This window comes from Streptomyces sp. NPDC002537 (genome assembly GCF_053594975.1).
Genome location: NZ_JBSFWT010000107.1, coordinates 1 through 23,454 on the forward strand (window position 1 = coordinate 1; position 23,454 = coordinate 23,454).

Below are 23,454 nucleotides of genomic sequence, written 5' to 3' on the forward strand. Positions count from 1 at the left end.
ACCGCCCGCAGGCACGCCCGCGAGGCCTACGAGGAGTACGCCGACACCCGCGCCGGCCTGGAGGCCCGCGCCCGCACCCAGCGGAACTGGGTGGATCAGCGTTCCGGGTACCTTCTCGGGGTCCAGACGATCTCCGTGTCGTCCGGGCCGCGGCGTACCGCGCGGGTCTGGGTCGAGCCGACGAGGAGGATCGTCCGCATGTCCACGTCCGCCGGGTCGAGTTCGCCGAGGCGGACGATGCGCACACTCTCCTCCGGTCCGCCCACGTCACGGCCCAGTACCACCGGTGTGTCCGGCGTCCGGTGTTCCAGCAGCAGCTCGCGTGCCTTGCCGACCTGCCAGACGCGGCTGCGGGAGCCGGGGTTGTAGAGGGCCAGTACCAGGTCGGCCGCCGCCGCGGCGCGCAGCCGCTCCGCGATGACCTCCCACGGCTTCAGCCGGTCCGACAGCGAGATCACCGCGTAGTCGTGACCGAGCGGCGCGCCCGCCCGGGACGCCGCGGCGTGGGCGGCCGTCATCCCGGGCAGCACCCGCACCGGGACCTCGCGGTACGGGTCCTCCGAGGCGACCTCCAGCACGGCCGTCGCCATCGCGAAGACCCCCGGGTCGCCGGAGGACACGACGGCGACCCGCCGCCCCTGCCGGGCGAGGTCCAGCGCGAACTCGGCGCGCTCGGACTCGACCTTGTTGTCGGAGGGGTGCCGGCGCTGGCCGGGCCGGGCCGGTACCCGGTCGATGTACGTGCTGTAGCCGACCAGGTCGTCCGCGGCCGCCAGTTCGCCCCGCGCCTCCGGCGTCAGCCACAGCGGACCGGCCGGACCGAGGCCGACCACCACGACCTCGCCCCGCCCGGCCGTCTCCGTCTCCGGAGCTACGTCAACGCGGCTCGGCAGCACCGCCACCGAGAAGTACGGCACCGAGTCCGGAGCCACGTCCGCCAGCCGTTCCGTGCGCTGCCCGGCCATCGTGGCGCGCTCCACGTACCGCGCGTCCGCCAGCCGCCCGGAACGCTCCAGCGCGCCCCGCACCGTCGGGAACGTCCGTCCCAGCTTCATCACCACGGCGGAGTCCGTCGATGCCAGACGGGCCGTCAGCTCCTCCTCGGGCAGCGTGCCCGGCAGGATCGTCAGCACCTCCTCGCCCTCCACCAGCGGGGTGCCGAGCGCGGCCGCGGCCGCGCTGACCGAGGTGACGCCGGGGATCACCTCGGTGGGATAGCGGTCGGCGAGCCGCTTGTGCATGTGCATGTACGAGCTGTAGAAGAGCGGGTCGCCCTCGGCGAGCACCGCGACCGTGCGCCCGGCGTCCAGGTGCGCGGCGAGCCGCGCCGCGGCCTCCTCGTAGAACTCCTCCATCGCGCCCCGGTAGCCCCCGGGGTGGTCGGTGGTCTCCGTGGTGACCGGGTAGACCAGCGCCTCCTCGATGTGGTCGGCGCGCAGGTGGCGTTCGGCGATCGAACGCGCGATGCTGCGGCCGTGGCGGGCGCTGTGGTACGCGACGACGTCGGCCGATGTGATGACCTCGACGGCCCGTACGGTCATCAGGGACGGGTCGCCGGGGCCGAGCCCCACCCCGTACAGCCGGCCGGTCGCCGGAGTCTGCTGCTCGCTCACTCTTCCTCGCTCGCTATCGCGTTGATCGCGGCCGCGGCCATGGCGCTGCCGCCGCGCCGCCCCCGCACCACCAGGTACTCCAGGCCCAACGGGCTGTCGGCCAGCGCCTCCTTGGACTCGGCGGCGCCGATGAAGCCCACCGGGATGCCGATGACCGCGGCCGGGCGCGGAGCGCCGTCCCGCACCATCTCCAACAGGCGGAACAGGGCCGTCGGCGCGTTGCCCACGGCCACCACCGCCCCGTCGAGCTTCTCCCGCCACAGCTCCAGCGCGGCCGCGCTGCGCGTGGTGCCCATGCTCCGCGCGAGCTCCGGCACGGCCGGGTCGGCGAGGGTGCAGAGCACCTCGTTGTCCGCGGGCAGCCGCTTGCGGGTGACGCCGCTCGCGACCATGTTGGCGTCGCACAGGATCGGCGCGCCCGCGCGCAGTGCCGCCCGCGCGCGGGCCACCACCTGGGGGCTGTAGGCGAGGTCCCGTACCAGGTCGACCATCCCGCAGGCGTGGATCATGCGCACCGCGACCTGGCCGACGTCGGGCGGCAGCCCGCCGAGGTCGGCCTCGGCCCGGATGGTGGCAAAGGACTGGCGGTAGATGGACGCCCCGTCCTTCTCGTACTCGAACACGCTGCCTCGCTTGCTGGTTTCGCCGAGTGGGTGTGTGGGTGGGTATGTGGAGGGTGATGTGCTGCTCATGTCGTCGCGCGCGCCGCCGCCACCGCCGCGGCGGACTCCGCCGCCGTCACCGCCCGTGCCGTGCCGCCCCCGGTCCCGCCCCGCACGGTGACGTCATACCCCGCGCGGGTCGCCAGGACATCCACCCAGGCGCCACCGGGACGGCCGCACCTTCGTTCGCACCCGGACCAGTACACCGGCAGTCCGCCGGAGGGCTGCCCCGAGAGACAGGCCGCCGCGTCCGCCCGTACGTCCGCGAGGGACTTCGCGCAGCCGGGGCGGCCCGCGCAGGCGCCCGCCCGGTGCCAGGGGGAGTCGGCGGAGGTGATGAGACCGGCGTCCGCGAGGGCCGCCAGCCGCGCCGGGGCCGCCGCGGCGCCCAGCCCGGGGACGACGATGCCGCGCCAGGGCGTCATCCGCAGTTCCCCGTCGCCGGCCTCGGCCGCGGTGCGGGCGATCAGCCGCCACTGAGCGGCGGTCAGCCGTCCGAGAGGCGCCGCCACCGAGAGCGCGGCGCGCCCGTGCGGGCCGGTGACCAGGCCGGGTTCCACCGGCGTGCCCGGCGGCGGGGCGAGCACGGCGGGCCGGGAGCCGATCCCCGCGGCGGCGAGCCGGTCGGCCAACGGGCCGACGCGCGGCCGGTGTTCCTCCGGCAGGTCCTTGACGCGCCACGCCGCTCCGCCGCGGGCGCGCACCTCGGCCAGGAACCACTCGGCGGCGAGCACGGCGGCCCGCGGCGCGTCCGCGGCGGCGATCCCCAGGCCGGAAGCGGAGGTTCCGTAGCCGAGCACCGCCTGTTCGCCCTCGGCTGCGAGCAAGGTCACATCGGGACCGAGGGCCGTGACATCGCCCCGCCCGTCGTCCAGACCGAAGAGAAATCGCCCGGAAAGGTCGGTGACGTCCGGGTTCGTGCACAGCAGCCGGTCAAGCTCCCGCGCCCAGGCCCGGGTGTCGCCGTGGCCCGTTCCGTCCAGTCCGCACAGCGGCGAGGCCACGATGTTGCGCACCCGCTCATGGGCGTCGGAAGGAAGCATTCCGGCCGCGCGCAGTGCGGCGCCGAACGCGCCGCCGCAGCCCCGGTCGAGGCCGCGCAGCTGTATGTTCCCGCGCGAGGTGAGGTCGAGGTGCCCGTCGCCCGACTCCTCGGACAGGCCTGCCAGCACGTCTGCTTGACGGTGCGTCAGAAGTCCGGCGGGCAGCCGGACCCGGGCCAGCGCGCCGTCGTCCGCCGCGTGCAGTCGCAGCGCGCCGGGACACGCGTCGCCGCCCGTACGGAGGGGCGGCGCCGGGAGCCCGGCGGCGGCGCCGGAGTTATCCCGGTCCGAGGCGGATGTGGGGGTGACGGACATGGCGGCGAGCATACCGACGACCGTGCTCCCCGCACCGGCCCCCGCGGTTCCCGCCGGCGCTTACTATGCTTCACGGAAGGGGCGGCCCACCTGGCCGTCCCGCACCGAACGCCAGCGACGGCGCCAGGGGAGGAAGCCGGTGAGACTCCGGCACGGTCCCGCCACTGTGAGCCCGGCAGCACCGCCGGGCGAGTCAGGAACTCCCGCCGTCCTCCAACCGCCCGGGGCGCGGACCCCGAGGAAGGCCAGCCGCAGCATGCGCACATCCAGGCTCCGCGCGCCCCGGGCGACCCTCCACGCCCTGGGGAGCGCCGCGTGATCCTTCTCCTGTCGACCTCCGACACCGACCTGCTCAGCGCCCGCGCGGCTGCTGTTCACGGGAGCCCGGTCCCGTACCGGCTCGCCAACCCCGCCCGGCTCGCCCTCGACGACCTCCCCGCCCTCCTGGACGGCGCCGACCTCGTCGTCGTCCGCCTCCTCGGCGGGGTCCGCGCCTGGCAGGACGGGCTCGACCTGCTGCTCGCCGGGGACCGCCCCGTCGTCGTCCTCACCGGTGAACAGGCGCCCGACGCCCAGCTGATGGAGCACTCCACCGTGCCCATCGGCATCGCCGCCGAGGCCCACGCCTACCTCGCCCACGGCGGCCCGGCCAACCTCGGGCAGCTCGCCCGCTTCCTCTCCGACACCGTGCTGCTCACCGGCCACGGCTTCGAGGCCCCCGCCCCGGCCCCCACCTGGGGCCCGCTGGAGCGCACCCCCCGCGCCGGGGCGAACGGCCCCCGCATCGCGGTGCTCTACTACCGCGCCCACCACATGAGCGGCAACACCGGCTTCGTGGACACCCTCTGCGGCGCCGTCGAGGACGCGGGCGGCGTCCCGGTGCCGCTCTACGTGGCCTCCCTGCGCGCCCCCGAGCCCGAGCTCGTCGAGGAGCTGCGCACCGCCGACGCCGTCGTCACCACCGTCCTCGCCGCCGGCGGCACCAAGCCCGCCACGGCCTCCGCCGGCGGCGACGACGAGTCCTGGGACGCCGGCGCCCTCGCCGCCCTCGACGTGCCGATCCTCCAGGCCCTGTGCCTGACCGGACCGCGCAGCGCGTGGGAGGAGAGCGACGAGGGCCTCTCGCCGCTTGACGCCGCCACCCAGGTCGCCGTCCCCGAGTTCGACGGCCGGCTCATCACCGTCCCCTTCTCCTTCAAGGAGGTCGACGAGGACGGCCTGCCCATGTACGTCGCCGACCCCGAACGCGCCGCGCGCGTCGCGGGCATCGCCGTACGCCACGCCAGGCTGCGCCACATCCCGGCCGCCGGGAAGCGCCTCGCCCTCGTCCTCTCCGCCTACCCCACCAAGCACTCCCGCATCGGCAACGCCGTCGGCCTCGACACCCCCGCCAGCGCCGTCGCCCTGCTGCGCCGGCTGCGCGAGGAGGGCTACGACTTCGGGGACGAGCCCGTTCCCGGCCTCGCATCCGGTGACGGCGACGAGCTGATCTACGCCCTCATCGAGGCGGGCGGCCACGACCAGGAGTGGCTCACCGAGGAGCAGCTCGCCCGCAACCCCGTCCGCATCCCCGCCGCCGACTACAAGCGCTGGTACGCCCTGCTGCCACGGGAGTTGCGCGAGTCCGTCGAGGAGCACTGGGGCCCGCCGCCCGGCGAGATGTTCCTCGACCGCAGCCGCAACCCGGAGGGCGACATCGTCCTCGCGGCCCTGCGCCGCGGCAATCTGCTGATCCTCATCCAGCCGCCGCGCGGCTTCGGCGAGAACCCCATCGCCATCTACCACGACCCCGACCTGCCGCCCTCGCACCACTACCTGGCCGCCTACCGCTGGATAGCGGCCGCGCGTGAGGACGGCGGCTTCGGCGCCGACGCGATGGTGCACCTCGGCAAACACGGCAACCTGGAGTGGCTGCCCGGCAAGAACGCGGGCCTGTCCGCCGCCTGCGGCCCCGACGCCGCGCTCGGCGACCTCCCCCTCGTCTACCCCTTCCTCGTCAACGACCCCGGCGAGGGCACCCAGGCCAAGCGCCGCGCCCACGCCACCCTCGTCGACCACCTCGTGCCGCCGATGGCCCGCGCCGAGTCCTACGGCGACATCGCGCGCCTGGAGCAGCTCCTCGACGAGTACGCGTCCATCTCCTCGATGGACCCGGCCAAGCTGCCCGCCATCCGCGCCCAGATCTGGACCCTGATCCAGGCCGCCAAGCTCGACCACGACCTCGGCCTGGAGGACCGCCCCGACGACGACGGCTTCGACGACTTCCTGCTGCACGTCGACGGCTGGCTGTGCGAGGTCAAGGACGCCCAGATCCGCGACGGCCTGCACGTCCTGGGCTCCGCCCCGGCCGGCGCCGATCGTGTGAACCTCGTCCTGTCGATCCTGCGCGCCCGCCAGATCTGGGGCGGCACGGCGGCCCTGCCGGGCCTGCGGGAGGCCCTGGGCCTGGACGAGTCCGCCGCGACGCGCACGACGGCGGACGAGGCGGAGGAGAAGGCCCGCGCCTTCGTCCAGGCGATGGAGGACGCGGACTGGGACCCGGCCGCGGTCGCCCGCGTCGCCGGGGGACAGCCCCAAGGGGTCGCGGACATCCTCGACTTCGCCGCCCGGGAGGTCGTGCCGCGCCTCGCCGCCACCACCGACGAGCTCGACCACGCGGTGCACGCGCTCGCCGGCGGCTTCGTCCCCGCCGGGCCCTCCGGCTCCCCACTGCGCGGCCTGGTCAACGTCCTCCCGACGGGCCGCAACTTCTACTCCGTCGACCCCAAGGCCGTGCCCAGCCGCCTCGCCTGGGAGACCGGCCAGGCCCTCGCCGACTCCCTCCTGGAGCGCTACCGCACGGACGAGGGCCGCTGGCCCGAGTCGGTCGGCCTCTCCCTGTGGGGCACGAGCGCCATGCGCACCGCGGGCGACGACGTCGCCGAGGCCCTCGCCCTGCTGGGCGTCCGGCCGGTGTGGGACGACGCCTCGCGCCGGGTCAACGGGCTGGAGCCCGTCCCGCTCGACGAGCTCGGCCGCCCCCGCGTCGACGTCACCCTGCGCATCAGCGGCTTCTTCCGTGACGCCTTCCCGCACGTCATCGGGCTCCTGGACGACGCGGTACGGCTCGTCGCGGGACTGGACGAGAGCCCGGAGGACAACTTCGTCCGTGCCCACGCGCAGGCCGACCTCGCCCGCCACGGCGACGAACGCCGCGCCACCACCCGCATCTTCGGCTCCCGCCCCGGCACCTACGGCGCCGGACTGCTCCAGCTCATCGACAGCCGCGACTGGCGCACCGACGCCGACCTCGCCGAGGTCTACACCGTCTGGGGCGGCTACGCCTACGGCCGCGGCCTCGAAGGCCGCCCGGCCCGCGAGGAGATGGAGACCGCCTACAAGCGCATCGCGGTCGCGGCCAAGAACACCGACACCCGCGAGCACGACATCGCCGACTCCGACGACTACTTCCAGTACCACGGCGGCATGGTCGCGACGGTGAAGGCGCTCAAGGGCACCGCGCCCGCCGCGTACATCGGCGACTCCACCCGCCCGGAGACGGTCCGCACCCGCACCCTGGTCGAGGAGACCTCCCGCGTCTTCCGCGCCCGCGTCGTCAACCCCCGCTGGATCGAGGCGATGCGCCGCCACGGCTACAAGGGCGCCTTCGAACTCGCCGCCACCGTGGACTACCTGTTCGGCTACGACGCCACCACCGGGGTCGTCCCCGACTGGATGTACGACAAGCTCACCCAGACGTACGTCCTCGACCCCGAGAACCGGGCCTTCCTCCAGGAGGCCAACCCCTGGGCCCTGCACGGCATCGCCGAACGCCTCCTGGAGGCGGAGAGCCGGGGGATGTGGGCGAAGCCGGACGCTTCCACGCTGGAGGCGTTGAAGCGCGCTTTCCTGGAGACGGAGGGTCAGCTGGAGGGCGAGGAGTAGCTCCTGGGCCCCCGCCCGGCTGCGGGCCGCCTGCGGCAGGGGCGGCCTGCGGCCGCGTCCTCAAACGCCGGACGGGCTGGATGCGCGGACCGTGCTTCTTTGAACTGCGGGCCCGTAGTGTGCGGACTACGGGCCGCGAAATTCAGCCTGTCCTGGGGGCACTTCCTGGGGGTCCCCCCGGACGGAGTCCGGGGGAGGTAGCTGGGGGAGTTTGAGGACAACGCGGCGAAGCCGTGTTGCGGGGTCCGCGGCGGAGCCGCACATCGACACAGTCGGGAAGGGGCGGGACAGGGTCCTCCTCGACCAACTGTCGGACGAGGAGCGCCGGCCGCCGGCCAAGGCCACCGTCGGCCGTCGGGCCGTTCCGGATACCCCACCGCACACCCCTGATGACCGTGCGTCAACCACGGGCGGACGCGGGCCCGGGGCGCCCTCCTCCCGTTTTGGGGCTGCCGTCCCGGCCTCACTAGGATCTTCGGATGATCATCAGAAGACGGCTGGCGGCGGGCGCATGCGCTCTGCTCGCCGCTCTGGCCGTAGGAATCGCCCCGGCGAGCGCCGCCGACGGACCTTCGAAGGACTCCCCCAAGAAGGACTCTCCGAAGGTCGAACTCGTACTGGATGTCAGCGGCTCGATGCGGGCCAGGGACGTGGACGGCCAGTCGCGCATGGCGGCCGCCCAGCAGGCGTTCAACGAAGTGATCGACGCGGTCCCCGGCGGAGTCCGGCTCGGCATCCGCACGCTCGGCGCCACCTACCCCGGCGACGACAAGGAGATCGGCTGCAAGGACAGCAAGCAGCTCTACCCCGTCGGCCCGGTGGACCGCACGGAGGCCAAGGCGGCCGTCGCCACCCTCCGGCCCACCGGCTGGACGCCCATCGGGTACGCCCTCCGCGGCGCCGACCAGGACCTGGGCACCGACGGCGGCACCCGCCGGATCGTCCTCATCACCGACGGCGAGGACTCCTGCGGCCAGCCCGACCCCTGCGACGTGGCGCGCGAACTCGCCGCCAAGGGCACGCACTTGACGATCGACACGCTCGGTCTGGCCCACGACGACAAGACCCGCGAGCAGCTCACCTGCATCGCCGAGGCGACCGGCGGCACCTTCACCTCGGTCCAGCACACCGACCAGATGACGGGCAAGATCAAGCAGATCGTCCGCCGGGCCGACACCCCCGTCGAGACCCCGAAGCCCGTCACGGGCGCGAACGAGTGCGCCAAGGCCCCCGAGCTCGGCGCCGGCGTCTGGACCGACCGCGCGACCTTCTCCGAGCACCGCTGGTACCAGGTCAAGGTGAAGCCGGGTCAGGAACTGCGCACCTCGGTGAGCGTGGCCGCCGACCGCGCGGTCGACCGCGACTACGGCGTACTCGTCAGAGCCGTCGGCGAGAACGGCCAGGAACTCGTGCGCGGTTCGGGCGCGGGCAGCGGCCGTACGGACGTGATCTCCTCCGGCCTGCGCTACCCCGTGGCCGAGGACAAGAAGGACAAGGAGGCCCGGACCGTCTGCCTGGAGGTCTCCCACTCCTTCTCCGCCCCGCCGAACGTCAAGCGCGACCCGGGCCTGCCCGTCGAGCTCGCCGTCGACCTGGCCAAGGCCCCCGACAACCCCTCCGACCTGGCCGCCTTCGGCCTCGGCCGGGGCTGGGTACTGCTGGCCGTGCTGGCCGTGACCGGACTGCTCGCCGGGCTGGTGTGGGGCTGGGTGTCCCGCTGGCGCGTCACCGTGTGGAGGGCGAACTGATGCGTGGAACCCGTGTGATGGCCGCGGCGCTGCTCGCCGGCGCCGCCCTGTTCGGCTCCGTCGGCGCGGCCGCCGCGGACGGCCCGAGCCCGAGTCCGTCCGCGGACTCCGGTGACGCCCCGACCGAGGCGGGCACCGCCTTCCGCACCGCCACCCCCGTCGAGCAGGGGCAGCAGGCCACCGCCAACGCCTCGACGGGCGACTACCTCTACTGGCAGTTCCCCGCGGGCGCCGGACAGCGGCCGGCCGTGAAGGCCACCGTGCAGCTGCCGGAGGCGTCCCTCCGGCACGGCGCGGCCACCTGGCAGCTCGACGTCTTCGACGGGCTGCGCCGCCGCCAGGCGTGCGCCTCGGGCGAACCCACGCAGCGCGCGGGCGCGCAGGACGCCTCGGTGACCCTGACCTGCACCCTGCGCACCGTGCGTCCCTGGTCCGAGCGCTGGTCCGACGACCCGCTCCCCGGCGCGTACTACATCCGCCTCACCCTCGCCGACGGCCCCGACCAGGACCACGGGCTGCCGGTGAAGGCGGAGGTCCGGGCGGACGCGAAGGACGCGGGCGGCTCCCGCGCGGAGGGCGGCGAGGTCGCCCCGCTGCACGCTGCCGCCCTCAAGGAGCCCGGCAGCGGCTGGAACGGCAGCTGGTGGTCCGACCGCTGGGCGTGGACCGTGGGCGGCGCCGTCCTCGGCGCCCTCGCGGCCATCGGCGGCTACACCCTGACCCGCCACCCCCACCGGACCCACCGTCCGCCCGTGGGGCAGTAGCCGGTCCGCTCCCTCCGACGCGCCGACGGCGCCCGTGGCCTTCCGGCCGCGGGCGCCGTCGCCGTTCTCACCGGTGCGCGGGCGGGCTGCCGTCGACCGCGTCCATGTACAGGTCCAGCAGGTCCTCGGTGAAGTACGAGCTGTACGAGATGTCGGGCGTGTCCCCGCCCGTGTGGTAGCCGCCGATCACCCCGATCAGCAGATAGCCCGTCAGGTCGCGTACCAGGAACGGCCCGCCCGACGTGCCGCCGACGTAGCCCGCGCAGGCGATCTCCAGGAAGTCGCCCGGGGCCTTGGGGTCGGTGCTGCGGTAACGGTGTGTCGACGAGGCGCAGTCGAGCGGCTTGGGGTACTTGGCGTCGCTGCTGCCCGGGTAGCCGATCAGCCGGACGTCGCGGTGCGTGTAGCCGGTGCGGATCGCGAAGTCGAAGCCGTCCACGGCGCTCTGCACCTCGGTACCGTCCTCACGGGGACCGAGCCGGACCACCGTGTAGTCCCAGCGGGCCCCGCCGTCCGTGCCCAGGTCGTAGTAGCGCTGGTCGATGTAGATGCTCTCGACGGGGAAGACGCCGTGCGGCTTGAGGCGGTCGTGGTACTGCGGCACGAACGACAGATGCCGCTTGGGGTCCGGCGAGCGCAGGCAGTGCGCAGCGCTCACCACGAGGTTGTGCTCCGGACTGCGGATCACCGTACCGCCGCAGAAACGGCCGGTGTTCCTGCCGTCCGTCCAGAAGAACGTGCCCACCTGCGGGAGTCCGTCGAAGGGATGGCTGGGCGGCACCGCCTCCGCCACGGTGGGCGGCGGCACCTCCTGTTTGCCCGTCGGCACCGGCAGCGCGGCGGCCATCCGCTCCGGCGTCCAGTAGGCGTCGTCCGCGGCCGCGCCGGGCGGACCCGCGGCGACGGCCGCGAGGGAACCGGGCACGACGGCGGCCGCGAGCCCGAGCAGCAGGGCGACGAGACCCCGAAGGGCGAGATATCTCAGAAATCTGCTCATGAACGGATTCCTCTCTTTCGGCCCGTGGTTGTCCCGCATGAGGGCATTGGTGCCTGCGGAGCCTGCGGGACGAGCGTGTCATCGTCCTACGGACAGCGGAGAGGAACGAGAGCCCGGCGCGCCGGGATTCACCGGGACGACGGGAAGGCGACCGGAATCGGCCACGGCGATTTCGGGCGTCGATGTCACAGCCGGGCGCCCGCACACGTCAGAGGGGGAACGGCCCGCGGAATCGGGGTGAAGGGCCGATATCAACTCGTGGTTAAGTTGTTCGCCCAGTGGAAACGCTGGGCGGACTAGTGCGACGCGCTCTCCCATGACAGGATGCTCCCCGTAGCCGCCTCGGGCTTAACTGGCCGTGAGGCGACAAGGGGACGGCTCGTGAGGACGGAGCAGATGGCAGTCGGGGGCGACAGGACGGCAGGTGACATGGGCAGCCCGCTCGCGGGGCGGCTCAATTACCTGTTCGCGAACATGCACCCACCGGGGGCGCCTTACACCAACGGACACGTGGCGGAGGAGATCAGCCACGGCACCGAGGAGTACGGCGGGGTGAGGCTGACCGAGCAGTATCTGTCGATGCTGCGCAACGGCCGGCGCGCCAACCCCAGCCCCGACGTGCTCCGCGCGCTCGCGAAATTCTTTGCCGTGCCCGTCGGTTACCTGATGGGTGACCTCTCCGCCTCCCAGGCGGAGCGGGTGGAGGAGGAGGTCCGCTTCCTCGTCGCCATGAGGGATCAGCGCGTCCGGGCGATCGCCCTGCGCTCGGTGGGTCTGCCGCCCGAGGTCCAGGACAGCCTCAACACGATCATTGCCCAGTTCCGGCAGCAGATGAATCTGCCTGCCGACCCGCCCGACGCGGGCGGTGAGGAGCGCCCGTGACCGTCACGGCGGACGATCAGCTCTTCACCTACTGGCGGCGTACCGAGGACGAGGACGGTGCAGGCATGCGAGTGGGCCGGACGAGACGCCGGTGCAAGCAGCTGATCCACGAGCTCGCGCTGCCCGCGTCGACCGATCTGCAGGGCCTGTGCGATGTCGTCGCGCGCCGCGTGGGCAGGATGATCCGGCTGGTTCCGATGAGCCTGGACGGCATCGTCTCGGGCATGACGGCCACCACCGACGACGCGTACTGGGTCATCTACGAACAGAAGACCTCGCCCTGGCACCAGGTCCACATCGTCCTGCACGAGATCGGCCACCTCCTCCTGGGACACGACCAGGACCCGGCCGTCACCGAGGACGCCCTCAAGGTGTGGACGCCGTCCGTCGACGTGGCCACCGCCATGCGCCGCATGGGCCTCACCGTGGGCCTCGCCCGCCACCACTGCTACGACAACCTCACCGAGCGCGAGACCGAGATCCTCGGCACCCTCCTCATGGAGAAGGTCGTCCCCCCGCCGCCGGGCCAGGACGCCCCGTTGGAGGGGGCCGCCGCCGAACTCGCCGCCTCGCTCGGACCGGCACTCCAGCACGTACGCCAACAGTTGAGAGAAGGGGGCGTCACCGGTGTTTGACGTCCTCTACCTGACCTTCAGCGCCATCGCCTGGGCCATCGTCGGCTACAAGACCCGCGCCTGGCTCCGCGACCGGGACAACGTCGACCTGGGCCTGACCGCACTGATGACCGCCGGCGTCCCCGTGGTCTTCCTCTTCTCCGCGCCCAGCGTCTACCGCGCCTTCGACCGGCTGACCGGCGTGGCCAACCTGGCCATGGTCTTCCTCTACTCGGCGGTCGTGCTGTTCGCGACCGGCGCCACCGTCCTGCTGCTCCGCTGGACCAGCCGGGGTGACGAGAGCGCGCGTGCCCGCGCGGCCGCCCGGTCCCGGTTCGCGGTCGGCGCCGTGGCCGTGGCCTGGGCCGCGGCGATCGTCTGCTTCGCCGTCGGACGCCCCGACGCCGTGGAGCACCCCCGCGACTTCAGCACCGCCTACGCCGACGCGCCCGGAGTGGTCGCCTTCCTGGTGCTGTATCTGGCCATCTTCGGCGTCAGCCTCGCCGGGCTCGGCGCGCTGTGCCCGCGCTACGCCGCCCAACTGGGCCGCTCCTGGCTCGCCAAGGGCCTGCGGACCCTGGCCGCGGGCTGCTGGCTGGGCCTGCTCTACTGCCTGTGCAAGCTCGTCGGCTTCGTGCTCAGCTGGGCCGGCCACGAGCTGTACTGGCTGTCCAACGGCGTGGCGCCGCTCACCGCTTCGGTCGCCGCGCTGCTGGTCCTCACCGGATTCTCGCTGCCCGCCGCCGGGCCGCGGGTGGCCGCCTGGCGGCGACTGCGCCGGCTCCAGCCGCTGTGGCAGGATGTCACCGCCCACGCCCCGGAGGTCACCCTCGCCGAGCGCCGCTGGGCCGGCCGCTGGCCCTTCGCCGACCTGGAGTGGCGCGCCAACCGGCAGATGGCGGAGATCCGCGACGTCCAGCGGGCGATCCGGCGGCACGTCGAGATCGCGACGATGGACATCGCCGTGGAGAAGGCGCGGGCGGCCTCCCTGGACGAGCGCTCGCTCGCCGCGGTGGTCGAGGCGGCGGCCCTGCGCCGGGGCCTCGCCAACCGGGCCACCGGCCATGTGCCCGCGCCGCACGCGGACAGCGTGGTGATGAACGTCAGCGCCGATCCGGCCGAGGAGCACGAGCACTTGGCCCGCGTCGCGGACGTCTACCGCCATCCGCTGGTCGAATCCGTGCTCACCGACATACGGGAGATCTGCGCGGCACGCCGTCCCTGACGGCGCGCGGCCCACAGACGAGGCGGCCCTGGACGGGGGTCAAGGCCGCCTGCGCCACAGGCCGGCGCCGGGTCCGTAACGCTACGGACCCGGCGCCGCCCGTGCGACTCCTCCTCCTGAGCCCCCCGAACCCCCCTGAGACCGCGGCCACCGGTGCCGCGGACCACCCCTCTAGAGTCGGGTGCCATGCAGAACACCGCAGCGTCCGGCGCCCCCGCGCCCTTCGACGTCACCGCGCTGACCACCGATCCGTACGGCACCTACGCGAAGTTGCGCGAGGCGGGCCCCGTCCACCGGATCACCGGGACCGACGGCCTGCCCGCCTGGCTGGTGACCCGCTACGACGACGTGCGCCAGTGCCTGGCCGACCCCCGGCTCTCCCTGGACAAGATCAACGCCGCGCCGGGCAACTACCGCGGACTCGCCCTGCCTCCGGCGCTGGACGCCAATCTGCTCAACATGGACCCGCCCGACCACACCCGGGTGCGCCGCCTGGTGGTGAAGGCGTTCACCCCCGGCCGGATCGACAAGCTCCGGGCACCCGTGCGCAAGGTCGCCGACGAACTCCTGGACGCCGTCGAGGCCGACGGGCGCGCCGATCTGATCGCCGCCTACGCCGGACCGCTGCCCATCACCGTCATCTGCGACCTGCTGGGCGTACCGCGGGAGGACCGGCACGACTTCCGGGCCTGGACCGACGCGCTGGTCGCCCCGGACCGGGAGCGCCCGGAGCTGGCGAGGCAGGCCGTCGGGCGCATGATGCGGTTCTTCACCGGGCTCATCGCGAGCAAGCGCGCGGAGCCCGCCGACGACCTGCTCTCCGACCTGATCGCGGCCCGGGACGGCGAGGGTCCGGACGACCGGCTGTCCGAGGAGGAACTGACCTCGCTGGCCTTCCTCATCCTCTTCGCCGGTTACGAGAACTCCGTCCACCTGATCGGCAACGCGGTCCTCGCCCTGCTGGACCATCCGGCGTTGACGGAATCCTTGCGCGTGAATCCGGCCGGACTCGGTGCGGCGGTCGAGGAGTTCAACCGGTGGGACGGCCCGGCGCCCCTGGCGATCCGGCGGTTTCCGCTGGAAGACATCGAGATCGGTGGGGTCACCGTGCCCGCGGGGGAGACCGTCCTGCTCTCCATCGCCTCCGCCAATCGTGATCCTCGTCACTTCCCCGATCCGGAACGGCTGGATCCGACCCGTGATCGTTCCGGGCATCTCGGGCTGGGGCACGGCATCCACTACTGCCTGGGCGCGCCGCTGGCCAGGATGGAGACGGAAACCGCGCTGGCAGTGCTGTTGGAGCGGCTCCCGGGGCTCAGGCTCGACGTGCCGCGCGAGGAGCTGCGCCGGCGGCCCACCATGCGGGCGCGTGGCTTGATTTCACTCCCCGTGAGCTGGTGACGGAAAAAGCCGAACAGGTTTTTGGTGCATCACCCATCCTTGATGAGGTAGAAATGTGCGTGAGCCCGCCCGGTGTGCATCCCCCGTCGCACCGGGCGGGCCTTCGGCTTCCGGTGCGGGCGCGATGCGCGGACGGCCGGGCGCGACGGTCCGGACTTCCGGACCTCAGTTCTCCATGGGGAACTTGAGCAGGGCGAGCGCCGCCAGCATCTGAATGCTCACCGCGGCCACGGCCTTGTGCGTCGGCAGGTGATGCTGACCGCGGATCAGCAGGGCGGCGAAGGCATAGCCGAAGCCCGCGGTGATCCAGGCGGCGGCGCGTACGGCGTAGGAGTCGCCCGGCAGCCAGGTGTCCAGCACCAGCCGCGGCAGATCGGTCGCCCAGAAGATCACCACGAACAGGGTCACGGTCGGCCCGAACCGCCCGTTGCCGCCGAGCCGTCGGGCGATGGCGTGCGTGGCGACCCCGAGCAGCAGGCTGGCCAGGAGCAGGACGCCGTCGGCTATGGCCATCGCCTCCAGCGCGAGCGTGGGGCTGATCCGCCACTGCCCCCAGAACGAGTCCTTGCCCACCGTCCCGAGGACCCCGCAGAGCAGGCAGAGGAAGGTGGCCGTACCCCAGACGCTGCGGTCCCGGGCCTCGTCGAGCACCTCGACCGGCCGGAACCACAGCCCGAATATGAGGCGGGGCCAGAGCAGTCTGCGCGGCCTCGCGGCCGGGAGCCGCGAGGAGGAGGAGACGGGTGCGGTGGGTGAGGGGGTCACAGGCATGCAGGCATTTTCCCTCACCGGCGGACCGGCCGACGGTGGCCGGCCCGCGGCGTGACGTGCCGTCAGGCAGGGGCGGGCTCCCTGGGGTCGGTGCCGGCGCCCGGCCCGGTGCCGGGTCCGGGGTCCGCGTCCGGGCCCTCGGGTCCGGTTCCGGTGTCGGGGTCCGGCGCGGTCAGGTACTCCTCGGAGACCTCCCGCGGCCCGAACGGCCACACCTGCTCGTGGCGCGCCCAGAGCACGAAGGCCACACAGCCCGCGCCGACCCAGGCGAGCGACCATTCGATGGGGTGCCTGCCGGGCGAGTTGCGGTCCGCGTAGCCGTAGATCACCAGCCAGCCCACGAGCGCGACCAGGCTCGGCAGCGGGTAGAGCCACATCCGGTACGGGCGCCGCAGCCCTGGCTGCCGGCGGCGCAGCACCGTCACGGCGACCACCTGCGCCAGTGCCTGCACGATCACCATGACGGTGGTCAGCAGCTGGATCAGGGTCGTCAGGTCCGTATGACGGCCGATCAGGAAGCCGACGGCGGTGATGGCGCCCATCGACGCCAGGCCGAGCACAGGGAAGTGGTGGCGCGGGTGCAGGCTGCCGAAGGAGCGGAAGAAGACCTTGTCGCGGGCGGCGTCGTAGGGCACGCGGGAGCCGCCGAGGAGGCCGGTGAGGACGGAGGCGACGGCGGTGACGAGGATCAGCACCGTGACGGTCCGCGCCGCCCCCTTGCCCCAGGCCGCCTCCAGCACCGCGGAGGCGACGGACGAGTGGGCCGTCGCGTTCTCGTCGAGCATCTGGCGCCAGGGGACGACCCCGAGGGTGCCGATCTGGAGCAGCAGATAGATCACCATGATGCCGAGGATGGAGTAGATGATGGCGCGCGGCATGGTGCGGCCGGGGCTCTTGATCTCGGCGCCCATGTAGGCGGCGGTGTTGTAGCCGAGATAGTCGTAGATGCCGATCGTCAGGCCCGCCGCGAAGCCCACCCAGAAATGATTGGTGGTCAGCTCGAAGGCGTGGGACGGGTAGGTGAAGGCCCGGTCGGGGCTGAAGTGGGTGAAGGCGGCGAGGATGACGAGGACGACCGAGGCGATCATCACGGCCCACAGCACCACGGTGAGTCTCGCGATGTTCTCGACCCGCCGCCACAGGGCCACCACGATCAGCAGGATGACCGCGAGACCGACGAGGTCCCCCGTCGTCCGCCCCATCTCCGGCCACAGATAGCCGAGGTACTGCACGAAGCCGACGATCCCGGTCGACATGCCGAGCGGGATGAACAGCATCGCCGTCCACACGAAGAGGAACGGCATCAGCTTGCCGCTGCGGTACTGGAACGCCTGCCGCAGATACACATAGCTGCCGCCCGCCCCCGGCAGCGAGGCCCCCAGCTCCGCCCAGATCAGCCCGTCCGCGAGGGCGAGCAGCGCGCCCGCGACGAATCCGATGACCGCCTGTGGCCCGCCGAACGCCGTCACCATCAAGGGGATGGTGACGAACGGTCCGATGCCGCACATCTGGCTCATGTTGATCGCGGTGGCCTGGAACAGCCCGATCCGGCGTACGAATCCGACCCGATGCTCCGGCTCTTGCCCGGTGTCTGCCATGGCGGTGCCCTCTCTCGTGCCGGACGGGGTACCCCGTCAACTGCACTGGTAGCACCGGTCCGCGGGGTGCGTCCAGCACCGGTGCCGGGTTGTCCACGCGCCCCTGCCGGACCTTTCGCGCAGCTGTGTAAACCGCCACTTCCTCGCCACAGGTGCCGGTCGGAGCGCTAAAGTGGCCCGGCCGTGGTGTTCGGGAAGACCGGTGAAGGACCCCTGTGGTCCCAGGCCGGAGCGGCCCTCGCCACTGTGATCGGGGAGTTACCGTCCCATTTCGCGCGCCACCCCCCACGGGAGCGCGGAGCCACTGGCCGCAGCCGGCTGCCGGGAAGGCGGGGACGGGCGCGAGCGAACCCGTAAGCCAGGAGACCGGCCACGGCATCTCACGAGAACATTCCACGAGGTGCTGGAGCGTGACCCGCAAATGACTCTGCCCACCGACATACCCGGGCCCGCCGACACGTCCGTCGGCACACCGTCCTCCTTCCGCTGGCGCCGCCAGGACACCGTCCGCACGGCCGGCCTGCTGGCCGTCATCGCCGCCCTGCACGTCGTCGCGTTCGGCGTGCTCTACCTGCTCGTCGTCCCCGACCACTACACCGTCGGCTCCAAGGCCTACGGCGTGGGGCTCGGCGTGACCGCCTACACCCTCGGCATGCGGCACGCCTTCGACGCCGACCACATCGCCGCCATCGACAACACCACCCGCAAGCTGATGGCCGACGGCAAACGCCCGGTCTCGGTCGGCTTCTGGTTCGCGCTCGGGCACTCCAGCGTGGTGGTCGTCATGACGCTGCTGGTCGCCGGCGGCACCCGGATCGCCGGGAAGATCATGGACGAGGGCTCCACCACCCACCAGACCCTCGGGGTCGTGGGCACCACCGTCTCCGGCGGCTTCCTCTACCTCATCGCCGCCCTCAACCTCGTCGCCCTCGCGGGCATCATGCGCATCTTCCGCGCGATGCGCGAGGGCCGCTACGACGAGGCGGAGCTGGAGGCGCAGCTGGACTCGCGGGGCTTCATGAACCGCATCCTCGGCCGGCTCACCCGCTCCATCACCCGCCCCGGCCAGATGTACCCGCTGGGCTTCCTCTTCGGGATCGGCTTCGACACCGCCACCGAGGTCACCCTGATGGTGATGGCGGGCAGCGGCGCGGCCGCCGGGCTGCCCTGGTACGCGATCCTCTGCCTGCCGCTGCTGTTCGCCGCCGGCATGAGCCTGTTCGACACCCTCGACGGCACGTTCATGAACTTCGCCTACCAGTGGGCGTTCTCCAACCCCGTCCGCAAGGTCTACTACAACCTCACCATCACCGGGCTGTCGATCGCCGTCGCCTTCCTCATCGGCACCATCGAACTCGTCACCGTGCTGCACGAGAAGCTCGGCATGAACGACGCGGTCACCGGCTGGATCTCCGGCCTCGACCTCGACAACGTCGGGTTCGTCATCGTCGGCCTGTTCGTCGTGGTCTGGGGCGCGGCCCTCGCCTACTGGCGCTTCGGCAGGGTCGAACAGCGCTGGGCGGCACGCGCGCCGTCCGCCACGACCGAGGGCTGAGGTCCTTACGGACCGGTGACGGGACGGCCCGTCGGGGGGCGCGGCACCGCCCGCGCCCCTAACGTCGGAGCCATGCGCGTACTCGTCACCGGAGGCGCGGGCTTCATCGGCTCGCACGTCGTCACCGCACTCACCGCCCGTGGGCACCAGCCCGTCGTCCTCGACGCGCTGCTGCCCGCGGCCCACCCCGAAGCACCGCCCCGGCCCCCCGGCGTCGAGTGGACCGAGGCCGACGTCCGCGACCGCGCGGCCGTGGCACGGGCCCTGCGGGGCGTCGACGCGGTCTGCCACCAGGCCGCGATGGTCGGCCTCGGCAAGGACTTCGCCGACGCCCCCGCCTACGTCGGCTGCAACGACCTCGGCACGGCCGTCCTCCTCGCGGAGATGGCCGCCGCGGGCGTCCGCCGCCTCGTGCTCGCCGGGTCCATGGTCGTCTACGGCGAGGGCCACTACGCGTGCCCCGCGCACGGCCCGGTGCGCCCCGGCCCCCGGACCGCCGCGGACCTCGACGCCGGGCGCTTCGAACCACGCTGCCCGGTCTGCGTCCGCGAACTGGCGCCCGGCCTCGTCGACGAGGCCGCGCCCACCGACCCGCGCAACGTCTACGCGGCCACCAAGCTCGCCCAGGAACACCTCGCCGCCGCCTGGGCCCGCGCCACGGACGGCACGGCCGTCTCGCTGCGCTACCACAACGTCTACGGGCCGGGGATGCCCCGCGACACCCCGTACGCGGGCGTCGCGTCCTTCTTCCGCTCCGCGCTCGCCCGCGGCGAGGCCCCCCGGGTCTTCGAGGACGGCGGCCAGCGCCGGGACTTCGTCCACGTACGGGACGTGGCCGCCGCGAACGCCCTCGCCCTGGAGTCCCTCGCCGACCGGCCCGGGGGCGGCGCCCTCCGCGCGTACAACTGCGGCAGCGACACCCCTCACACCGTCGGCGAGATGGCCACCGCCCTGGCCCTCGCCCACGGCGGACCCGCACCCGTGGTGACCGGCGAATACCGCCTCGGCGACGTCCGGCACATCACCGCCACCTCGCGGCGGCTGCGCGAAGAGCTGGGCTGGCGCGCCGGGGTGGGGTTCGCGGAGGGGATGGCGGAGTTCGCGCGGGCGCCGCAGCGGAGCCCGGCCGTGGCTGCGTACGGGTGAACATCCCGCCATCCCGGGCCGGACCCGCCCGCCCTGGATAGATGGATGGGCATATCGGTGCGCTTCCAGGAAAGGCGGCAGACATGGCGGACAACGACCTCGGAAGCCTGCTCGGCGGGCTGCTCGGCGGCGCCAAGGGCGGCAATCTGCTGGGTTCCCTCCTCGGCGCCCTCGGCAGCGGGGGAGGGGAGTCCCTCGACGGCCTGCTGCACCAGCTCCAGGAGGGCGGCCTCGGCGCGAAGACCGACTCCTGGGTCGGCACCGGTGCCAACGAGCCGCTCAGTGGTCCGGAGGTCGCGCAGGCCCTGCCGTACCAGGCGCTCGAACACGTCGCCCAGAAGGCGGGCATCACCCCGGAACAGGCCGCCGACGAACTTGCGGAGGCACTCCCGAAAGCGGTCGACAAACTCACCCCCGACGGTCAGGTCCCCCAGGGCTCACTGGAGGACCTGATCCAGCGGCAGTCCGGCTGAGCGCTCCGCCTAAGCGCTCCGCTGGAAGTCCGGTACGCCGTCTGCGGGTGCGTCGTGGCTGGTCGCGCCCACGCGGCGGAGCCGCAGACCGACGCTTCCCGCGCCCCTTCGGGACGCTACGAACCGCTGCCGCACCGGGTGTTCACCGACCACGCCGCCGTGGCACCCGGTCGCCCGGTACCTGCCCGGACGCGGTCGCCCACTGACGGCCCGCAGGCGAACGACCGCACTTCCAGCGGAGCGCTCAGGTGTGCTGTCACATGAGTCGATGCCGCGTCAGCGGCCGGCGGCGCGAGGGTCCGTGGGCAGCGGGCGGAAGCCCAGGCCGTACGGCAGGACGTCCCCGACTGAACCCGCCGTCATCACCAGAACCCGCATGACAGGGCGTCTCCCCGGCCGACGCGCTTCCCGCTCCGCTCAGTTCTCGGGAAAGCGGGTCCGGCTGCTCCGGCTGCGGCTAGGGTGCCGCCGTCGGGAGGACCACGTCGAAGCGGCAGCCGCCCGGGACGTTCCGGACCGTCGCGCGGCCCGCGTGCGCCTCCACGATGCCGCGGACGATCGCCAGGCCCAGGCCCGCGCCCGCCGGGGGCGTGCGGGCCGCGCTGCCGCGCCAGCCCGTGTCGAAGACGCGGGGCAGATCGTCCTCGGGGATGCCGCCGCAGCCGTCCGTCACGGACACGACGACCGTGTCCGCCTCCCGGCGCGCCGCCACCGCGACCGTGCCGTCGGCCGGGGTGCGGCGGATCGCGTTGACGAGGAGGTTGCCGAGGACACGCGTCATCTCCTTGCCGTCGACCTCCACCGGGATCGCGTCGACGCGGTCGCCGACCAGCCGTACGCCGTGCTCGCGGGCCAGCGGCCCCGCCCCGGCGAGGGCGTCGCCCACCAGGTCGTACACCGACATGCGGCTCGGGCTCAGCGGCAGCACCCCCGCGTGGATGCGGGAGAGCTCGAAGAGGTCGCCGACCATGGAGTTCAGCCGGTCCACCTCGGTGCGGATCTGCCGGAAGTAGCGCTGCGGGTCCTCCGCCATCCCGTCCTCCAGCGCCTCGGACATGGCCCGCAGCCCGGCCAGCGGTGTCCGCAGGTCGTGCGAGATCCAGGCGACCAGCTCGCGGCGCGACGTCTCCAGCGCCTTCTCCCGTTCCCGGGACTGCGCGAGCCGCTCGCTGGTGGCGGCCAATTCGCGCCCGAGCTCGGCGAGTTCGGCGGTGGCGCCGCCGTCGGGCGCGGCGAAGCTGCCGTCGTCGCCGAACGACCGGGCCGCGCGGGTCAGGGCGTTGCTGCGGGCCACCACCCAGCGGCCGAGCAGCAGCGCCGTCGCGAGCGAGACGACGGCGGCCATCGCGCACACCGTCGTGACGACCGTCAGGTCGTGCGAGGACAGGAACATCGCCCACGCCACCGCGAGCGTCCCGGCCAGCATGGCCGTCACCGACACGGCCGCCACCACCGTCAGCGACACCGCCACGGAGCGGTGGCGCAGCAGCCGCAGCGCGACGGCGCCCAGCAGCCCGGCGGCCACGGCGCCGAGGAAGGCGAAGAGGGCGATGAGCAGGATGTCACGCACGGCCGTCCCCGCTCCCGGAGTTTTCCGGCTCCGGCTCCGGCCGGACCTCGAAGCGGTAGCCGACGCCCCACACGGTCTGGATGAGGCACGGCCGCGCCGGGTCGTCCTCGACCTTGCTGCGCAGCCGCCGTACGTGCACGGTCACCGTCGACAGGTCGCCGAACTCCCAGCCCCACACCTCGCGCATCAGCTCCTCGCGCCCGCACGCCCGCCCGGGGTGCCGCATCAGGAACGCCAGCAGGTCGAACTCGCGGATGGTGAGGGCGAGTTCGGTGCCGTCCTTGGTGGCGCGGCGGGCCACCGGGTCGAGGACGATCCCCGCCGCCCGCAGCGGGGGAGCCTCGCGGGGGCCGGAGCTCTGCGCGCGGGCGCGGCGCAGCACGGACTCCACGCGCAGCACCAGCTCCCGGGGGCTGAACGGCTTGGTCACGTAGTCGTCCGCGCCTATCTCCAGGCCGAGGATGCGGTCGTCCTCGTCGCCGCGCGCGGTCAGCATGATCACCGGTACGGGCCCGGTGTCGCGCAGCCTGCGGCACACCTCCAGGCCGTTCATGCCGGGCAGCATCAGGTCGAGGACGACGAGATCGGGGCGGACCTCGGCGGCCCGTTCGAGCGCGCCGGGGCCGTCCTGTGCGCGGTCGACGGCGAAACCGGCCCGGTCGAGATAGCCGGCCACGACCTCGGCGACGGTCGGGTCGTCGTCCACGACGAGGACGCGGGCGGGGTGTGTGGTCTGCATGCCGCAAGCCTCGCACGCCCGGCGCGGTCCGCCGGGCGGGCCGGTCGCAGCGCGGGCCGATGTCCGCGTTTCGTAAGACGATGAGGTCCGAAATGTCGGAATTCCATCCGTAGGGTGAACAGCGTGACAGACCAGACCACCACCCCGCGCCCCGGCCGCGGGGACGTCGTCCTCCCGTGCCTCGACGAAGCCGCCGCGCTTCCCTGGGTGCTGGCCCGCGTCCCCGAGGGCTGGCGGGCCATCGTCGTCGACAACGGCTCCGCCGACGGCTCGGCGGACCTCGCCCGCTCGCTCGGCGCCACCGTCGTCCACGAGCCGCGCCGCGGCTTCGGCGCCGCCAAAAGCGGCGAGTGGCCCCTCGAACCAGCACATCTCCCCAACTCCTCGCGCTTGTCTGCCGAATGGCGAGATTTC

Annotated in this window: 19 protein-coding genes and 2 riboswitches; of the genes, 11 read left to right on the forward strand and 8 right to left on the reverse strand. The window is 73.2% G+C overall.

Going from position 1 to position 23,454, the window contains the following annotated elements; genetic code table 11:
• Nucleotides 1–95: 95 nt before the first annotated feature.
• The 3 genes from ACWD4A_RS31450 to cobG all read right to left on the reverse strand — a co-directional run bounded on the left by ACWD4A_RS31450 (nt 96) and on the right by cobG (nt 3,645).
• On the reverse strand, nt 96–1,613 hold the full coding sequence (locus tag ACWD4A_RS31450) for a precorrin-2 C(20)-methyltransferase (protein ID WP_451199245.1): 1,518 nt from the start codon (nt 1,611–1,613) through the stop codon (nt 96–98).
• On the reverse strand, nt 1,610–2,236 hold the full coding sequence (locus ACWD4A_RS31455) for a precorrin-8X methylmutase (protein ID WP_451199248.1): 627 nt from the start codon (nt 2,234–2,236) through the stop codon (nt 1,610–1,612). The genes ACWD4A_RS31450 and ACWD4A_RS31455 overlap by 4 nt, the downstream gene beginning before the upstream one ends.
• Nucleotides 2,237–2,301: 65 nt before the next feature.
• On the reverse strand, nt 2,302–3,645 hold the full coding sequence (gene cobG, locus ACWD4A_RS31460; protein ID WP_451199251.1) for a precorrin-3B synthase: 1,344 nt from the start codon (nt 3,643–3,645) through the stop codon (nt 2,302–2,304).
• 117 nt (nt 3,646–3,762) lie between these two features.
• Nucleotides 3,763–3,836: riboswitch (cobalamin riboswitch) on the forward strand.
• Nucleotides 3,837–3,948: 112 nt separating this feature from the next.
• Between cobG and cobN the strand changes: the two genes are divergently transcribed.
• The 3 genes from cobN (at nt 3,949) to ACWD4A_RS31475 (ending at nt 10,069) form a co-directional block, all read left to right on the forward strand.
• Entirely contained in the window at nt 3,949–7,557 is a 3,609-nt protein-coding gene (gene cobN / locus ACWD4A_RS31465; protein WP_451199254.1) for a cobaltochelatase subunit CobN, read from the forward strand.
• A gap of 479 nt (nt 7,558–8,036) precedes the next feature.
• Nucleotides 8,037–9,305, forward strand: coding sequence for a VWA domain-containing protein (locus ACWD4A_RS31470; protein WP_451199255.1), 1,269 nt, complete (start codon nt 8,037–8,039; stop codon nt 9,303–9,305).
• Nucleotides 9,305–10,069 carry a hypothetical protein gene (locus ACWD4A_RS31475; RefSeq protein ID WP_451199257.1) on the forward strand — a complete coding sequence of 255 codons (765 nt, stop codon included), beginning with the start codon at nt 9,305–9,307 and terminating at the stop codon, nt 10,067–10,069. Before ACWD4A_RS31470 ends, ACWD4A_RS31475 begins: the two co-directional genes overlap by 1 nt.
• Before the next feature lie 67 nt (nt 10,070–10,136).
• Here the strand turns inward: ACWD4A_RS31475 and ACWD4A_RS31480 are convergent, their stop codons facing one another.
• Nucleotides 10,137–11,066, reverse strand: coding sequence for a trypsin-like serine peptidase (locus ACWD4A_RS31480; RefSeq protein WP_451199260.1), 930 nt, complete (start codon nt 11,064–11,066; stop codon nt 10,137–10,139).
• A gap of 396 nt (nt 11,067–11,462) precedes the next feature.
• Here ACWD4A_RS31480 and ACWD4A_RS31485 point away from each other — a divergent pair, with 396 nt between their 5' ends.
• From ACWD4A_RS31485 to ACWD4A_RS31500, 4 genes are all read left to right on the forward strand, one after another.
• Nucleotides 11,463–11,948, forward strand: a complete 486-nt coding sequence (locus tag ACWD4A_RS31485; protein ID WP_451199262.1) for a helix-turn-helix domain-containing protein — start codon at nt 11,463–11,465, stop codon at nt 11,946–11,948.
• Complete coding sequence (locus ACWD4A_RS31490; RefSeq protein WP_451199265.1) at nt 11,945–12,583, forward strand: hypothetical protein; 639 nt, start codon at nt 11,945–11,947, stop codon at nt 12,581–12,583. Before ACWD4A_RS31485 ends, ACWD4A_RS31490 begins: the two co-directional genes overlap by 4 nt.
• Complete coding sequence (locus ACWD4A_RS31495; protein ID WP_451199267.1) at nt 12,576–13,787, forward strand: MAB_1171c family putative transporter; 1,212 nt, start codon at nt 12,576–12,578, stop codon at nt 13,785–13,787. Before ACWD4A_RS31490 ends, ACWD4A_RS31495 begins: the two co-directional genes overlap by 8 nt.
• 186 nt (nt 13,788–13,973) lie before the next feature.
• Nucleotides 13,974–15,188, forward strand: a complete 1,215-nt coding sequence (locus ACWD4A_RS31500; RefSeq protein ID WP_451199269.1) for a cytochrome P450 family protein — start codon at nt 13,974–13,976, stop codon at nt 15,186–15,188.
• Nucleotides 15,189–15,353: 165 nt separating this feature from the next.
• Here ACWD4A_RS31500 and ACWD4A_RS31505 read toward each other — a convergent pair whose 3' ends face one another.
• Together ACWD4A_RS31505 and ACWD4A_RS31510 are read right to left on the reverse strand one after the other, a co-directional pair.
• A complete protein-coding gene (locus tag ACWD4A_RS31505) occupies nt 15,354–15,959 on the reverse strand; it encodes a YIP1 family protein (protein ID WP_451199270.1) in 606 nt (201 codons plus the stop codon).
• Nucleotides 15,960–16,021: 62 nt separating this feature from the next.
• A complete protein-coding gene (locus ACWD4A_RS31510; RefSeq protein WP_451199273.1) occupies nt 16,022–17,557 on the reverse strand; it encodes an APC family permease in 1,536 nt (511 codons plus the stop codon).
• 167 nt (nt 17,558–17,724) lie between these two features.
• A riboswitch (cobalamin riboswitch) is annotated at nt 17,725–17,946 on the forward strand.
• Between the two features lie 32 nt (nt 17,947–17,978).
• Here ACWD4A_RS31510 and ACWD4A_RS31515 point away from each other — a divergent pair.
• From ACWD4A_RS31515 to ACWD4A_RS31525, 3 genes are all read left to right on the forward strand, one after another.
• Nucleotides 17,979–19,112 carry a HoxN/HupN/NixA family nickel/cobalt transporter gene (locus tag ACWD4A_RS31515; RefSeq protein WP_451199275.1) on the forward strand — a complete coding sequence of 378 codons (1,134 nt, stop codon included), beginning with the start codon at nt 17,979–17,981 and terminating at the stop codon, nt 19,110–19,112.
• A 72-nt stretch (nt 19,113–19,184) separates the two neighbouring features.
• Nucleotides 19,185–20,258, forward strand: a complete 1,074-nt coding sequence (locus ACWD4A_RS31520) for an NAD-dependent epimerase/dehydratase family protein (protein ID WP_451199276.1) — start codon at nt 19,185–19,187, stop codon at nt 20,256–20,258.
• 83 nt (nt 20,259–20,341) lie between these two features.
• Complete coding sequence (locus ACWD4A_RS31525) at nt 20,342–20,731, forward strand: YidB family protein (RefSeq protein WP_451199278.1); 390 nt, start codon at nt 20,342–20,344, stop codon at nt 20,729–20,731.
• 457 nt (nt 20,732–21,188) lie between these two features.
• Here the strand turns inward: ACWD4A_RS31525 and ACWD4A_RS31530 are convergent, their stop codons facing one another.
• On the reverse strand, nt 21,189–22,301 hold the full coding sequence (locus ACWD4A_RS31530; protein ID WP_451199280.1) for a sensor histidine kinase: 1,113 nt from the start codon (nt 22,299–22,301) through the stop codon (nt 21,189–21,191).
• The gene (locus tag ACWD4A_RS31535; RefSeq protein WP_451199283.1) at nt 22,294–23,040 is read right to left on the reverse strand and encodes a response regulator transcription factor; all 747 of its coding nucleotides are present in this window, start codon (nt 23,038–23,040) and stop codon (nt 22,294–22,296) included. Before ACWD4A_RS31535 ends, ACWD4A_RS31530 begins: the two co-directional genes overlap by 8 nt.
• Before the next feature lie 123 nt (nt 23,041–23,163).
• Between ACWD4A_RS31535 and ACWD4A_RS31540 the strand changes: the two genes are divergently transcribed.
• Nucleotides 23,164–23,454, forward strand: a 291-nt coding sequence (locus ACWD4A_RS31540) for a glycosyltransferase (protein ID WP_451199285.1), incomplete at its 3' end; no start/stop codon positions are given.